The sequence below is a fragment of the Marinobacter daqiaonensis genome, from assembly GCF_900115285.1.
In the GTDB taxonomy this organism is placed as follows: domain Bacteria; phylum Pseudomonadota; class Gammaproteobacteria; order Pseudomonadales; family Oleiphilaceae; genus Marinobacter; species Marinobacter daqiaonensis.
Genome location: NZ_FOYW01000001.1, coordinates 1,771,272 through 1,785,832, shown reverse-complemented (window position 1 = coordinate 1,785,832; position 14,561 = coordinate 1,771,272). Strand labels below are relative to the sequence as shown.

At 59.1% G+C, this 14,561-nt stretch carries 13 protein-coding genes and 1 other RNA gene; 8 read left to right on the top strand and 6 right to left on the bottom strand.

The genetic code is table 11. The features are described 5' to 3' along the window. Positions 1-28: 28 nt before the first annotated feature. The 4 genes from BM346_RS08165 to smpB form a co-directional block, all read right to left on the bottom strand. The gene (locus tag BM346_RS08165) at positions 29-1,918 is read right to left on the bottom strand and encodes a methyl-accepting chemotaxis protein (protein WP_227662856.1); all 1,890 of its coding nucleotides are present in this window, start codon (positions 1,916-1,918) and stop codon (positions 29-31) included. Between the two features lie 192 nt (positions 1,919-2,110). Then, positions 2,111-2,944, bottom strand: a complete 834-nt coding sequence (locus tag BM346_RS18260) for a VWA domain-containing protein (RefSeq protein ID WP_092010673.1) — start codon at positions 2,942-2,944, stop codon at positions 2,111-2,113. A gap of 475 nt (positions 2,945-3,419) precedes the next feature. Beyond that, positions 3,420-3,777: a transfer-messenger RNA gene (gene ssrA / locus BM346_RS08155) on the bottom strand. Between the two features lie 86 nt (positions 3,778-3,863). Next, the gene (smpB, locus tag BM346_RS08150; protein WP_092010670.1) at positions 3,864-4,346 is read right to left on the bottom strand and encodes an SsrA-binding protein SmpB; all 483 of its coding nucleotides are present in this window, start codon (positions 4,344-4,346) and stop codon (positions 3,864-3,866) included. A 156-nt stretch (positions 4,347-4,502) separates the two neighbouring features. Between smpB and BM346_RS08145 the strand changes: the two genes are divergently transcribed. The 3 genes from BM346_RS08145 to BM346_RS08135 all read left to right on the top strand — a co-directional run bounded on the left by BM346_RS08145 (position 4,503) and on the right by BM346_RS08135 (position 6,839). Beyond that, positions 4,503-6,008 (top strand): sodium-dependent transporter, encoded by a 1,506-nt coding sequence (locus BM346_RS08145; protein WP_092010667.1) that lies wholly within the window; start codon positions 4,503-4,505, stop codon positions 6,006-6,008. Between the two features lie 91 nt (positions 6,009-6,099). After that, complete coding sequence (locus BM346_RS08140; protein ID WP_092010664.1) at positions 6,100-6,558, top strand: type II toxin-antitoxin system RatA family toxin; 459 nt, start codon at positions 6,100-6,102, stop codon at positions 6,556-6,558. Continuing rightward, positions 6,558-6,839 carry an RnfH family protein gene (locus BM346_RS08135; protein ID WP_092010661.1) on the top strand — a complete coding sequence of 94 codons (282 nt, stop codon included), beginning with the start codon at positions 6,558-6,560 and terminating at the stop codon, positions 6,837-6,839. Before BM346_RS08140 ends, BM346_RS08135 begins: the two co-directional genes overlap by 1 nt. Positions 6,840-6,847: 8 nt before the next feature. On the opposite strand, the gene BM346_RS08130 is transcribed toward BM346_RS08135, so the two are convergent. Continuing rightward, entirely contained in the window at positions 6,848-7,183 is a 336-nt protein-coding gene (locus tag BM346_RS08130; protein WP_227662857.1) for an outer membrane protein assembly factor BamE, read from the bottom strand. Between the two features lie 103 nt (positions 7,184-7,286). Between BM346_RS08130 and fur the strand changes: the two genes are divergently transcribed. Then, positions 7,287-7,700 (top strand): ferric iron uptake transcriptional regulator, encoded by a 414-nt coding sequence (gene fur, locus BM346_RS08125; protein WP_092010658.1) that lies wholly within the window; start codon positions 7,287-7,289, stop codon positions 7,698-7,700. A gap of 145 nt (positions 7,701-7,845) precedes the next feature. On the opposite strand, the gene recN is transcribed toward fur, so the two are convergent. Continuing rightward, positions 7,846-9,522: a DNA repair protein RecN gene (gene recN / locus BM346_RS08120; protein ID WP_092010655.1), complete on the bottom strand. Its 1,677-nt coding sequence runs from the start codon at positions 9,520-9,522 to the stop codon at positions 7,846-7,848. 209 nt (positions 9,523-9,731) lie between these two features. Between recN and grpE the strand changes: the two genes are divergently transcribed. The 4 genes from grpE (at position 9,732) to dapB (ending at position 14,456) form a co-directional block, all read left to right on the top strand. Further along, complete coding sequence (gene grpE / locus BM346_RS08115; RefSeq protein ID WP_092010651.1) at positions 9,732-10,334, top strand: nucleotide exchange factor GrpE; 603 nt, start codon at positions 9,732-9,734, stop codon at positions 10,332-10,334. A gap of 125 nt (positions 10,335-10,459) precedes the next feature. After that, positions 10,460-12,379, top strand: a complete 1,920-nt coding sequence (gene dnaK / locus BM346_RS08110) for a molecular chaperone DnaK (protein WP_092010648.1) — start codon at positions 10,460-10,462, stop codon at positions 12,377-12,379. A gap of 134 nt (positions 12,380-12,513) precedes the next feature. Continuing rightward, complete coding sequence (gene dnaJ / locus BM346_RS08105) at positions 12,514-13,641, top strand: molecular chaperone DnaJ (RefSeq protein ID WP_092010645.1); 1,128 nt, start codon at positions 12,514-12,516, stop codon at positions 13,639-13,641. 8 nt (positions 13,642-13,649) lie between these two features. Further along, positions 13,650-14,456 (top strand): 4-hydroxy-tetrahydrodipicolinate reductase, encoded by an 807-nt coding sequence (gene dapB / locus BM346_RS08100; protein WP_092010642.1) that lies wholly within the window; start codon positions 13,650-13,652, stop codon positions 14,454-14,456. Positions 14,457-14,561 lie beyond the last annotated feature (105 nt).

Below are 14,561 nucleotides of genomic sequence, written 5' to 3'. Positions count from 1 at the left end.
GCGGGGCCCCGGAGGTCATTGGCAGGGCTCAGCCAAGGCGGAAGCGCCCGGAGGTTTCATTGAGGCTGTCAGAGCAAGCCGCCAGCTGGCGGGTATGTTCGTCCAGTTGCTTGCGGATGATCCCTGTTTCCTGGGTGTGGACATGAATCTGTTCCACCTTCTGGGCGATTTCCTCGGTCGTGGTTGAGATGCCTTCAACCGAGCTGACCACCTGCTCCATGTCGCCGGCCAGGCTGTTGATGGAGTGGGTGATGCGGTCGATCACCGACGCAGCTTCCTCAGCGCTCTTTTCACCGGAAATCGCCTGTTTCATACCCTGTTCCATCAGCGTGGAGATTTCACGGGTTTCCCGGTTCAGGGCATCGACGATGTTCGCAATGCCACTGGTGGCCGCCACGGTTTTCTCCGCCAGTGAACGAACCTCATCAGCGACGACCGAGAAGCCCCGTCCGGCTTCGCCGGCGCGGGCCGCCTCAATGGCCGCATTCAGTGCCAGCAGGTTGGTTTGCTCCGCGAGCCCGTTGATGGTGTCGACGATGGAGTTGACCTTTTCCCCGGTCTGGCTCAGGCGCCCCACCTGCTCGTGAGTCTGCTGGATCCTCGTGGACAGCTCGTGCATGCTGCTGACGCTGCTCTTGATGACCCGGGCACCGTCCTGGGCGGCGCAGTTAGCCTCCTGCGCGGAGTGATTGACGGTGTTGGTCAGGCTGGCGATCTCGGTCGTCGTATGTGAGATCTCCTGCACCGCCGCCGCAGTCTGCTCGGTCTGACCTTCCACCTGCTCACTGTTGTTGCTCATTTGCAGCATCAACTGCTCGAGTTCGCCCTGCAGCCGGGACAGGTCGCGATTGCCGCCGATGACCTCGCGGATGACCTTTGACATGTCTTCGGTCATGCGATTGGAGGCCTCGCCCAGGGTGTTGAACTCGTCCCGTGGGTTGCTGCCCGGACGAAGGCGCCCCGTGAGATCGCCTCCAGCCACCCGGGAAAGCAGATCGACCGTATCGTGCAGCCGTCCCACGAGGGTGCGTGAGGCCTGGGTGAGGGTCAACACCAGCACCACCACGACAATGGTGGATACCACGATAATCAGCCAGGTGGATGACTCTTTGGCCTGCTCGGCCTGTGCGCGGGTCTCCTCGATCAGGCCGGTGCGCAGGGACTGGTTCTGATCCTCGATAAAGGTTTCCAGTTCCTCGCCGAGACGCTCCAGACGCTGCTCGGTCTCCACGATGACTTCAATCTGCTGGTTCGCCTGTCGAAAGGCATTGGCGAAGGCCTGAACCGACTGGCCCAGCTCGTTATCCTCCCAGCCCATGTCGGAAACCACATTCTGCATCCCTTCAATGGCTTCATACGCGATGGACGCCGACTCTGAGTTGTAGGTGGCGAGGTAATCCGGATAGGCGGTTCTGGCCAGCTCAATGTCGTCATTGAGAATCGAGATGCTGATTTGCCGCAAGCCATCATCCATGGCCGTGGCCAGTTCACCGCGAAGGCCGTCGGAATTGTTCAGGCCAAGGGTCTGTTGCAGCTCAAGCCAGGTCTGCCGGAGCTGGACATATTGGTCGACCATGCCCTCGATGGTGCCCGCGGTTTCGGCAACCTCCTTTGCGGTCAGGGCGCCGGCCAGCACTATGAGCTCGTCGGCCTGCTGTTGGAGCTGAGCCAGCGACCCTTGATAGGGAGCGACGGTCTCGGGCCCCAGGTTAGAGCTGCGGCTCTCCACCTTGAGCCAGTCCGAGAACAGGGAGAGGGAAGCGGCCTGATAGGCTCTGGCGTCGGAGCGGGCCTCGTAGGAGTCCGAGACCTGTTCGAGGCCCCTCAGGGCGGCCATTGCCAACAGCACCAGACCGACAAACGTCGCGGCGATCAAAAGCCAGAATTTCTGTTTCCAGGAAAGGGAAAAAAGCCCCACGGCCGATGCTCCTCATCAATATCTGCAGACACGTCACTATAATGAAGACTATCGGCTGAACGGATTTTTTCTTGAAACGGTTTGTTGCCGGATGTAGTGCAATGGCGGGTCAGGGGAGGGAGGAATTGTCCGGCCAGTTGAATCTGGCCGGACAGGGATGAGGTGACTCGACGTCACCGGCCGTTGTCGGCCTCAGGCCTCGACCGCCATCTTGCGACGGCGTATGGCCACCAGGCCGGTCAGACCCAGGCCAAGGAGTGCCAGGGAGCCGGGCTCGGGTACCGGGGTTCCGCCGTTGCCGCCACAGGCCGGATCATTGGGATTGAGCTGACAGAAATCCAGAGTTTCCTGAAGTTTGGCGTTTGCGAACGCAGTTACGAAGCCCTGAACAACGGAGGTGTCCGTGCTGTTGAACTGGTTCAGATCAAACACCGAGCCACCATGAGAGGTGATGAGCGACTGGTAGGACGAAATGGTGCTCGAGCCAGCCAGTACGCCATTATAGAGCGCGTTGTTGTTGGTCAGCACGCCGTCCAGGATGGTTTCTGAAACCGCCTGGCCACCAACCGTGCCGAAGAAGGTCCGGTCGCCGTTGCTGGGTTCGTCCGTCAGGATGATAATGTTCTTGATCGCGTTGGAGCGGAACGAGAACGTGGGTGACTGATTGTCCAATGCGTTCAGAGCGAAAGCCGTGGCCGTGTAGCCGGGTTCGGTACCACCGCTGGCGACCAGGTTCTGGGCGGCACTGGCGAAAGCGGTGTCATTGGTCAGGTCCGTAATCATCCGTGGGGCAGGGTTGCCACTGCCGTAGCCCACCAGGCCGTACTGGGCATTCACCTGGCCGGTACCAGTGAGGATGCTTGCGAACAGGCCAATGTTATCGCGCAGGTTGGCCTGCACATTGCCCATGGAGCCGGACTCATCCACGACGAACACAAGGTCGCTGAGGATAGGGGCGGCGTTCAGTGGCGCCGCGATAAGCGCGCCACACAGCGTCAGCGCAGTACCTATTTTTTTAAGAATCATAACGAGACCTCCAGTCTCCAAGTTGCACAAGAAGTGTGGTTCATCCTCGAAGGAGCAGATCCGTACATCGAATGGACCTGTTCCCCACCACCTCACGTAAAAGCACAATCCAGACCATTACCTTTTTAAACGCTAAAATCAGGCGACTAGACGGGTCCGTTCGGTTTTGGCCAGGCTGTTCCAGCTGCAGATGTAAATGGACTCGACGCTGTGCACGGGAGAGGGGAAATAAAGCGGTGCCAGAGTCGGGATTCAGATCTGAGAGTACTGGAGATAGCGCAGACTCTGTCGAGAAGGACACGCTGGGACCTTATGCATATCAATAATTTAAGTCCATCCAGCGGAGATCGGCAGTATTTTTGAAATACTGTAAAAAAAATTGACAGATGCCTTGCATGGCGAAGGGTGCTTTCAGATTTTAAGATTCGCAGGCAAAAAAAAAGCCCCTGAAATCAGGGGCTTTTCTCTGAGAGTTTGGTGGAGACGGCGGGAATTGAACCCGCGTCCGCCAGTACTCTGCCTTGAGCTCTACATGTTTAGCGTCTCTCTATTCGTTTAACCTCAAGCGACCCGAGAGCCAGGGTGCAAGAGGCGAGCTCTTTGAATCTTATCCTTCAACCAGTGAGCTCTGGTTAAAGGAGCAGCCTGTTAGCTATGATGTCCTGAAATACCCGTTTACAGGCACCCGGGTCAGGACAACCAGCGGCTTACGCCGCCAGTGCGTAGTTGTCGTCGTTTGCGACTATTGCTTGCAGCTTTGGATTAACGAGATTCGCTGCCATCTCGACATGCACTCAAGGGTTCGTCACCAGCGTCGAAGCCATGTCGTCCCCTCTTGATCAAGTATATGGGTCCGAAGTCCGGGACTTCAAGGGTTTTCGTGAAACCCGGGTCGGTAGTTACACCCATGCCCACGTATTCAGCCTGCGTTACCTTCCCGCATGATGCGCTGCTTCTGGCGGTTCCAGTCCCGCTCTTTCTCGGTGGCCCGCTTGTCGAACAGCTTCTTGCCTTTCACCAGAGCAATCTCGCACTTCACCTTGTTCTTCTTCCAGTAGAGCGCCAGGGGTACGCAAGTATGGCCCGCCTGGTCTACCTTGCCCATGAGTCTGGCAATTTCCTTGGCATGCAGCAGAAGTTTGCGCGTGCGTGTCGGATCGGCGATGACATGGGTGGAGGCCGTGTTAAGGGGCGTAATCTGGGCGTTGAAAAGAAAGGCCTCGCCCTCCCGGAACAGGACGTAGGCCTCAGTGATCTGGCCCTTGCCGGCACGCAGCGATTTGACCTCCCAGCCCAGAAGCTGGACGCCTGCCTCGAGGCGCTCCTCGATGTGATACTCGTGGCGCGCCTTTTTGTTGAGGGCAATGGTGCCCCCGGAGTTTGCCGGTTTTTTCTTGCTCATTCGCTGGTTCCGTTGGATATTCAGGGTCTGTAATGGGGCTGATCCGGCCACAGACAAGGGTCGGATTGTAACGCAGGTCCCGTTAGGGGTCACGAAACGGGCGACGAACGTGGCATTTCCGCTAGAATGGCGGATTCATTGTAAGCAGGGATCTGGATGTCGGTACTTCCTAACGCGACCCTTGGCCTTTGGGCAAATCGATCCACGTTTTTCTGGGCAGCCACGGCCGCAACCATCGGTCTGGGGAACCTGTGGCAATTTCCCTGGCTGGCGAACCAGTTCGGCGGCGGCTATTTCGTTCTGCTTTACCTGGGCTCCCTGTTGCTGGTCACGCTACCCCTGATGCTTGCCGAGACAGCCCTTGGCCGTCATTCAAGGCACAGCATGGTATTGGCGATGGCGGCAGAGGCCGCTGCCATCCGGCAGTCGCCTCGCTGGCGCTGGGTGGGCCGGCTCAGCATCCTGGCCGGTTTCCTGGTGCTTTCGATGACCCTGGTGATCGGCTCGATCTGTCTGGCCTATGTGTTCTACGGGGCCCTGGGTCATTTCGACAACGCCAGCACGGCCGCCATGACGCATTTATTGAGCCAGCTTGTGGAAGACACCCATGAGTATCGCGGTTTCATGGCCTGGCATCTGTTTTTCATCATCCTCGTGGGCGCGGTGGCCATTCGCGGAAACGTTGTGGAGCGCGCGTTCCGGTTAGTGATGCCGATAATCCTTCTGGTCCTTGCCGGCTTGCTTTGGTGGGTCTTTCGTGAGGGACGGGGAGCGCAGGCGCTGGCCTCAGTGACGGCCCTGCGAGCAGAGGATGTTTCACTCCAGAGTGTCTGGCTGGCGTTATCCCATGCCTTTTATACACTGGGCCTCGGTCTTGGCGTGTGGGCTGTTTTCGGGGCCATGATGGCGCCTGGCACCCCTCTCAAGCGCTCTGTTATCGCAGTTACCCTGATGGATACCCTGGTTGGTGTGTGTGCCGGCGCTGTAATCTATGGCCTTGCTTCAACGGCCATCGGGGCAAGCAGTGCCCAGGGATTCGGTCTGGTGTTCGTGGCTTTGCCCGTGGGTCTGGGGGAGCAACCAGGGCACCAGTTCATGGCTACAGCCCTGTTCACGGTCATTACGCTGGTCGCCTGGACCTCGGCCCTTGCCCTGAGCGAATCGGTGGTTGGCTGGCTCCGGGAGTGGGTGGTGGCTCCCAGGTGGGCTTCCGTCCTGCTTGTGCTGGTGTCCGCCTGGCTGGTGGGCCTGGTCACTCTTTTCTCGTTCAATATCTGGTCCAGTGTCGAACTGGCAGGGCTGACTCCATTCCGCTGGATCGAACTGGTGACCAGCGGCCTCCTTATTCCAGCGGTAACGGTGGCTCTGGCCATTTTCCTTGGCTGGAGAGGTCCACCGGGGTATCTGGTCAGGCTGCTCGGCGATGCCCCTGAATGGCTTGTCATGCTCTGGCACCTGATTTTGCGATACCTTTTACCCTTGGTGGTGGCGGCCGTGGGGTTGAGTTATTCAGTCGTTTCCCTGCAGTTGCTTTGCCAGAACGGCGACCTGGGGTGGTGTGCGCCTTCGGCCCATGAGGTGGGGGCTCAGGGAATGACAGGGAGTGAAAGGAGTCCTGGTCCGAACAGTCGCCCCGGCCCTGGCAAGGCCGCGGAATACTGATACCTGGAGACTGGCGGATCAGTGCCGGGCCGAAAAAATATCTGAAATCCGATATCATGGGTTTCTGGTTAGGAAAAGAATCGGGAGTTTCATGCCCCATCAGATTGATAAAAGCGCACTGGTCCTGCATTCGGCAGAGCGGATGTTTTTCCTGGTCGACGACGTTGGCAGCTATCCACAGTTCCTCCCGTGGTGTGCGGGTGCCGAGGTTCACGAGCGCACCGAGGCCGAGGTGATTGCCTCCCTTGAGGTCGCCAAAGGGGGGATGCGCCATCGCCTGACCACCCGGAACCTCCGGATGACCCCGGAGCGGATCGACATGCAACTGGTTGACGGTCCTTTCCGGAATCTCAAGGGCCACTGGCATTTCAAGCCATTGGATGAAGTCGCCTGCAAGGTTATCCTTCAGCTGGAATTCGATTTCTCCGGGCCCTTGTCGCGGATGACCTTCGGCCCGGTTTTCAGTCAGGCCGCCAACACCATGGTCGAGGCTTTCTGCCGTCGTGCTGATGAGGTCTACCCCAGGTCTTCGGGTTCGGAGAAGCGCTGATGCGGGTGGAGGTGGCGTACGCAACACCGGAGAAACAGGAGATCGTGCCGGTGCTCGTGGAGGAGGGAGCGACGATGCTGGAGGCGGTCCGCCTGTCCCGCATTGAAGAGTTGTTTCCCGGTCTTGATCCGGATGTCGCGGACATGGGGATTTTCGGCAAAGTCGTGAAATCCCCTGCCGATCATGTTCTGCGGGAGGGAGACCGGGTTGAGCTTTACCGGCCCCTCAAGATCGATCCCAAGCAGGCCCGGTTGAACCGGGCCAAAAAGAAGCAGGGCTAGTCTGCAGACTAGTAAGCCGGCAGATCATCCAGCAGCTGCTTTTCTGAATGGGAATAGGTGTCGTTGTCGTAGTGGACGATCACCTTCTGCTCCCGTATCTCGCCGCCTGCTTCCTGGAAGGTGTAAACGTAATATTCCACCGAAGTGTCGGCCGGGTTGAGTACCAGTGGAGTCCCCAGGGCGGAGTGGACCTGGGCCCGGGTCATGCCGGGCTCCAGTTGCGCCAGCTCTTCTTCGGTAACGATATTGCCCTGCTGGATATTGATTTTATAAACGCCGGGGAACACGCAGCCTGTCAGAGTAAGCAGCAGGAGGGCGGGAACAAGCTTTCGAATCGGGTGCATCAGGGACAGACGTCCTTTTTGGCCGGGAATGAAACGGTTTATGACAGGAAATTAGGCGCTATAATACCGGAAGCACTGAATACACCAAAGAGCGAAGAGCATTATGTCATCTGAAAACGCCGAACTGCGCAAGGTTGGCCTGAAAGTTACGTTGCCCCGGGTGAAGATCTTTAACATCCTGGAGAGTGCCAAGGAGCATCACCTGAGCGCGGAGGATGTCTACAAAAAGCTCCTCGATCAGGGTGACGATGTTGGCCTGGCGACGGTCTATCGGGTGCTTACCCAATTCGAGGCGGCCGGACTGGTTCTCCGCCATAATTTCGAGGGTGGTCACGCGGTTTTTGAAATGGCGGGCGACGATCATCACGACCACATGGTATGCACCCAGACCGGCGAGGTGATCGAGTTCGTGGACGATGTGATCGAAGAGCGGCAACAGAAGATCGCCAAGGAACACGGCTACGAGATTGTCGACCACAGCCTCATCCTTTACGTGAAGCCGCTGAAGAAGTCCTGATCCCCCAGGTTCAGGGGTGTGCGCCCGGGGATGGCTGCCCTGGGCAATCAATGCCAAAAAAAAGAGCGCCGCAATGGCGCTCCGAGGCTCTCAGGTGAGAAGGGAGTTCGACGAGAGCAAAAACCTTTTTCGCGTCAGTTAACGGTCAGTGATGGGTTGCCTGACCTTTGGTGTACATTTCCCGGGCGTGAGCCAGAGTCTGTTCGGTCATATCCAGACCGCCCAGCATCCGTGCCACTTCACTGATGCGTCCCTGATCATTCAGGGTTTCAATCCGGGAAAACGTGGCCTCCGCTTCAGTGAACTTGCTGACGAACAGGTGCTGATGGCTCTGGGCCGCCACCTGCGGCAGATGGGTCACACAGATAATCTGGCCACTTTCCCCCAGGGACCGAAGCAGGCGCCCGACCACTTCCGCCGTGCCCCCGCCGATGCCCACATCCACCTCATCAAACACCAGGGTCGGGGTGGTTGATGTCTGGGCGACCACAACCTGAATGGCCAGGCTGATCCGCGACAGTTCGCCACCGGAGGCCACCTTGGCCAGCGGACGCGCCGGCTGGCCAGGGTTGGCGCTGATCAGGAATTCAATTTCTTCGTTGCCTGCAGGGCTTGGCTCGCTGTCACTGGTGTCCAGCTGGGTAATAAAGCGCATTGTGGGCATGCCCAGCTCCGCCAGCTCGGCGCCAACCCGCTCGTCGAGCGCCACTGCGCCGAGGCGGCGGGCTTCGGAAAGTTTGTCGGCCACTGCCTGATAGGCCTTGCGGTAGCTTTCCACGTCCGCTTCCAGTTGTTCGAGGCTGCCCTCACTGCCATCGAGTCCCGCCAGTTCCCTGTCCAGGGTCTGATGCAGATCCGGCAGTTCCTCCGGCTGAATGCGATGTTTCCTGGCCAGCTGATAGATGGCGCTGAGCCGTTCTTCCACTTCCTGAAGCCGTTCCGGATCCGCTTCATAATCCTCGACAAAATGGCGCAGGTTGCTGCCGGCTTCGGTGAGCTGGATCTGAGCCTCGTTCAGCATCTGCAGCGTATCCGCAAGTGCCGGCACTTCCACCGGCAGCTGCTCCAGTTGTTGCAGTGCCTGGCGCACCAGGTCGGCGGCGCTGGTCTCGCCCTCGGAGCACAGCATGGCTGCATGATGGCTGTGCTGGCGGACGGTCTCCGCATGGCTCAGCTGCTCCTGTTCCTGCTCCAGCCGCTCCTGTTCTCCTGCCTCAAGGGCGAGTCGGTCGAGCTCTTCTACCTGATAGCGGAGCAGCTGCAGGCGGGCCTCGGACTCATCCGCGTTCTGCTGCCGGCTTGTCAGGCGTTCGCGGGCCTGGTGCCACTGTTTCCAGGCAAGGCGGGCTTTGATGGCCAGATCCTCCGCTCCGGAGAATTCATCCAGCAGCCGGCGGTGGGTTTCCTTCTTGAGTAGCGACTGGTGCTGGTGCTGGCTGTGGATGTCCATCAGCGAGGCGCCCAGTTCCTTGAGCTGGTTCAGGGGGCAGGGCTGGCCGTTGATATAGGCCCGGGAGCGGCCATCGCGACTGATGACCCGTCGCAGGATGCAGTCGTTGCCGTCATCCAGATCCTGATCCTCCAGCCATTGCCGGGCGTCAGGGATGCGGGAGATATCAAAGGACGCGGTAATGTCCGCCCGCTTCGCGCCGTGTCGTACAGCTCCGGCATCGCCACGGCCTCCCATGGCCAGGCCAAGCGCATCAAGCACGATGGATTTGCCGGCGCCGGTTTCTCCGGTCAGGGCGGTCATCCCCTTCTGGAACTGAAGTTCCACCCTTTCGGCAATGGCGTAATTGGAAACTGTGAGTTGAGTCAGCATGTGGCGTCTCCCTGAGTCGCAAACACTGTTAAGGTATACAGTACATGTGAATATATACAGTGATTTTTCCGGATGCAAACCCCTTTCGCGGATTTGTGTGAACCCTGCATGGTTGAAAGTGCCGATTCGGGCCCCATATCCGTTGGCAAGTTTTCTTACCCAGATGTGGCGCGGCTTGCCGCGCAGCCAGAGACAAGCGGGAGTAGCAGATGAGCGCTGACGAGAATCGCAACGAGAAAGTCGACGAAGAGCTGAAGGCGGAAGAGCGGGCCGGTGAACCGGTTACCGAGGAGCAGCCCGGTGAAACCTCCTCTCCTGAGCGGGATCCCGACTCCATGGAAGCCCGCATGCAGGAGCTGAAAGATCAGCTGCTGCGAAACCAGGCGGAAATGCAGAATGTCCGCCGCCGGGCCGAAATCGATGTAGAGAAGGCTCACAAGTTTGCCCTCGAAAAATTCGTCCGGGAGCTGCTGCCTGTGGCGGACAGCCTTGAGAAGGCGGTAGAAAGCACCGAGAGTCAGGAAAGCCGGGATGAGCTCGTGGTTTCCATCCGGGAAGGAGTCGAGATGACTCTGGACCTGTTCCTGAAGAGTCTCGAGAAGTTCAACGTCCGGCAGCTCAATCCGGTCGGCGAGCCGTTCGATCCGCAGGTGCATGAGGCTATGTCCATGGTGCCTGCACCTGATGCAGAGCCCAACTCCGTGGTTGCGGTGGTCCAGAAGGGCTACACCCTTAACGAGCGTCTGGTGCGTCCTGCCATGGTCGTGGTCGCCAAGGCTGAAGGCGGACCAAAAATTGACGAGCAGGCTTGAAAAGTAAACGCCGGCGCCAATATAGGCAGGTAACCGTCAAGCACTGGCCCGACAGCAGGCCGGTCATGAATCAGCAAATCCGGATCCGAGAGTATCCGGTCTGAACAGATAACTGGAGTGTATACATGAGCAAGATTATCGGTATCGACCTGGGCACAACCAACTCCTGCGTCGCCATCATGGACGGTGACAAGGTCAAGGTTATCGAAAACGCCGAAGGTGATCGCACCACGCCGTCCATTATCGCCTACACCGACGACGGCGAGACCCTGGTTGGTCAGTCCGCGAAACGCCAGGCGGTCACCAACCCCCACAACACGCTTCATGCCATCAAGCGTCTGATCGGCCGTCGCTTTGAAGACGACGTGGTACAGAAAGACATCAAGATGGTGCCGTACAAGATCACCAAGGCCGACAACGGTGACGCCTGGGTGGAAGTGAAGGGCGAGAAAATGGCACCACCCCAGGTGTCCGCCGAAGTGCTGAAGAAAATGAAGAAGACCGCGGAAGATTACCTGGGTGAGAAGGTCACCGAGGCGGTCATCACCGTTCCGGCCTACTTCAACGACAGCCAGCGTCAGGCCACCAAGGATGCCGGCAAGATCGCCGGTCTCGAAGTGAAGCGGATCATCAACGAGCCGACCGCCGCCGCACTGGCCTACGGCATGGACAAGCAGAGCGGTGACCGAACCGTAGCTGTCTACGACCTGGGTGGTGGTACGTTTGACCTGTCCATCATCGAAATTGCCGATGTGGATGGCGAGCACCAGTTCGAGGTTCTGGCCACCAACGGTGACACCTTCCTGGGTGGTGAAGACTTTGACCTGAAGGTCATCGAATACCTGGCAGACCAGTTCAAGAAAGACAGCGGCATTGATCTGCGTGGCGACTCCCTGGCCATGCAGCGCCTGAGGGAAGCCGCCGAGAAGGCCAAGATCGAGCTGTCCAGCAGCCAGCAGACCGACGTGAACCTGCCGTACATCACGGCGGATCAGAGCGGTCCGAAGCACATGAACGTGAAGCTGACCCGGGCCAAGCTCGAGTCCCTGGTGGAAGAGCTGATCGACCGCAGTCTTGAACCCTGTAAGGTGGCGATGAAGGATGCCGGCCTGTCATCGAACGAGATTGACGAGGTTATCCTGGTGGGCGGCCAGACCCGGATGCCCCTGGTGCAGGAGAAAGTGAAGAACTTCTTCGGCAAAGAGGCCCGCAAGGACGTCAACCCGGATGAGGCGGTTGCAATCGGTGCCGCCATTCAGGGCGCGGTACTGTCCGGTGACGTGAAAGACGTTCTGCTGCTGGACGTTACTCCGCTGACCCTGGGTATCGAAACCATGGGCGGCGTGGCGACACCGCTGATCGAGAAGAACACTACGATTCCGACCAAGAAGTCGCAGACCTTCTCGACTGCCGAAGACAACCAGACCGCGGTTACCATTCACGTGGTGCAGGGCGAGCGCAAGCAGGCGTCCCAGAACAAATCGCTGGGCCGGTTCGACCTGGCGGACATTCCGCCGGCACCCCGCGGCGTTCCTCAGGTCGAGGTGACTTTCGACATCGATGCCAACGGTATCCTCAACGTCTCGGCCAAAGACAAGGCTACCGGCAAGGAGCAGTCCATCGTCATCAAGGCTTCTTCCGGCCTCAGTGATGATGAGATCGAAAAGATGGTGAACGATGCCGAGGCCAATGCCGAGGAGGATCGCAAGTTCGAAGAACTTGTGCAGGTTCGCAACCAGGGTGATGCCATGGTTCATACCGTGCGCAAGACCCTGAAGGAAGCGGGCGACAAGGTCACCGACAGCGAAAAGGAAAACATCGAAGCTGCCATCAAGGATCTCGAGGAAGCGCTGGAGGGCTCCAACAAGGAAGACATCGAGGCCAAGACCCAGAAACTGACCGAAGTTTCCGGCGAGCTGGCCCAGAAGATGTACGCCGAGCAGGGTGAAGAGGCCCAGGCCGGTGGCGAGGAGCAGGCCAGCAGCCGTTCCGATGACGCGGTTGACGCCGAGTTCGAGGAAGTGAAGGACGAAGACAAGCGCTAATTGTGAGAAGATAGCGCAGCCAAAACGCGGAGGTTCCGGCCTCCGCGTTTTCTGCGTTTAAGTACACCGGGTTTTGCCTTCGTAATGTCCCGGACCGAAAGGTACAGACAGGTTTTTACACAGGGTTTTCCAGTATGGCCAGACGTGACTACTATGAGGTTCTCGGGGTAGCCCGGGATACGGACGAGAAGGAAATCAAACGGGCTTATCGCAAGCTCGCGATGAAGTACCATCCGGACCGTAACCCGGACGATGCTGAAGCCGAAAGCAAGTTCAAGGAGGCCACGGAAGCCTACGACGTCCTGATGGACGTCAACAAGCGTGCCGCATACGACCAGTTCGGTCACGCCGGTGTGGATGGCCAGGCCGGCGGCGGAGGCTTTGGCGGAGGTGGCGCCAGCTTCTCCGACATATTTGGCGATGTGTTCGGTGATATTTTCGGCGGAGGACCGCGCGGTCGCAGCAATCGCGGCGCCGACCTTCGCTACACCCTGGAGCTGGACCTGGAAGAGGCCGTGCACGGCACCACCGTCAAGATCCGCGTGCCAGGTCACGTGGAATGTGACCTCTGTGAGGGCAGCGGGGCTGCGAAGGGGTCCAGGCCAGAAACCTGCGGTACCTGTAAAGGCATGGGCCAGGTGCGCATGCAACAGGGTTTCTTCACCGTCCAGCAGGCCTGTCCGACCTGCCGTGGCAGCGGTCAGGTTATCAGCAACCCCTGTAGCAAGTGCCACGGCGCTGGCCGCCTGCAGGAAGAAAAGACTCTCTCGGTCAAGGTTCCGCCAGGTGTTGATACCGGCGACCGCATCCGTCTCTCCGGCGAAGGAGAAATGGGAATTGACGGAGGACCGGCCGGGGATCTTTATGTCCAGGTGGCGGTTCGCGAGCACTCCATCTTCACGCGGGACGGCCGCAACCTTTATTGCGAAGTGCCCATCAGTATCGTGGACGCGGCCCTCGGGGGCGAACTGGAAGTGCCCACCCTGGATGGTCGGGTGAAGCTGAAGATTCCTGCCGAGACCCAGACCGGAAAGCTGTTCCGCCTGCGTAACAAAGGGGTTTCCCCGGTGCGTGGTGGCCCTGCGGGGGATCTGCTTTGCCGGGTGATCGTGGAAACGCCGGTCAACCTCACCAAGAGGCAGAAAGAACTGCTGGAGGAGTTCCAGGAAACCCTGGACAACAGCAACGGCAACAACCACGGACCCCGGAAAACCTCCTGGTTTGAAGGCGTTAAGAACTTTTTTGACGAAATGAAATTCTGAGGTCTGTCATGACAAGGATTGCAGTAACCGGCGCTGCCGGACGTATGGGCAAGGTGCTGATTGAGGCCATCGACGAGGCCGACGATCTCACTCTCGGTGCGGCCATCGTCCACCCTGAAAGCTCTCTGATCGGGGTTGATGCCGGCGAGATGGCGGGTATAGGCAAGAACGGAGTGGCCATGGCCGGTAATATAGCCGACGTCAGGGACGCCTTCGATGTGCTGATTGATTTCACGTTTCCGGATCTGACCCTGGAGAACCTGGAATTCTGCGGTCGCGCCGGCAAGGCGGTAATCATCGGCACCACCGGCATGACAGACGCCGAGAAAGAGCAGGTGGCCATGGTGGGGGAGAGAATACCCGTTGTTTTTGCCCCGAACATGAGCGTCGGCGTCAACGTGGTCCTCAATCTGCTCAAGACCGCCGCTGCGGTTCTGGGAGACGACTACGACGTGGAAATCATAGAAGCCCATCACCGTCACAAGAAGGATGCCCCCTCGGGAACGGCGCTGCGCATGGGCGAGGTGGTGGCCGATGCCCTTGGCCGCGACCTGAAGGAGTGCGCGGTGTACGGCCGCGAGGGCTTCACCGGCGAACGCTCCGGCAAGGAAATTGGCTTCGAGACCATCCGTGCCGGCGATGTGGTGGGCGACCACACGGTGCTTTTCGCCACCATGGGCGAGCGCATCGAGATCACCCACAAGGCCAGCAGCCGCATGACCTTCGCCAAGGGCGCCGTCCGCGCCGCCCGCTGGCTCCAGGGCAAGCCGGCCGGGCTTTACGATATGCAGGATGTGCTGTCTCTGAAAGATTGAATTTTTGCCACGGAATCCACGGAAGGAAAAGACCCCATTTTCCCGGCGTTCCGCTGTAGGAGCTGGCCTGCCAGCGAAGAGGCCGCCTCGGCTCTGGCGGGCACG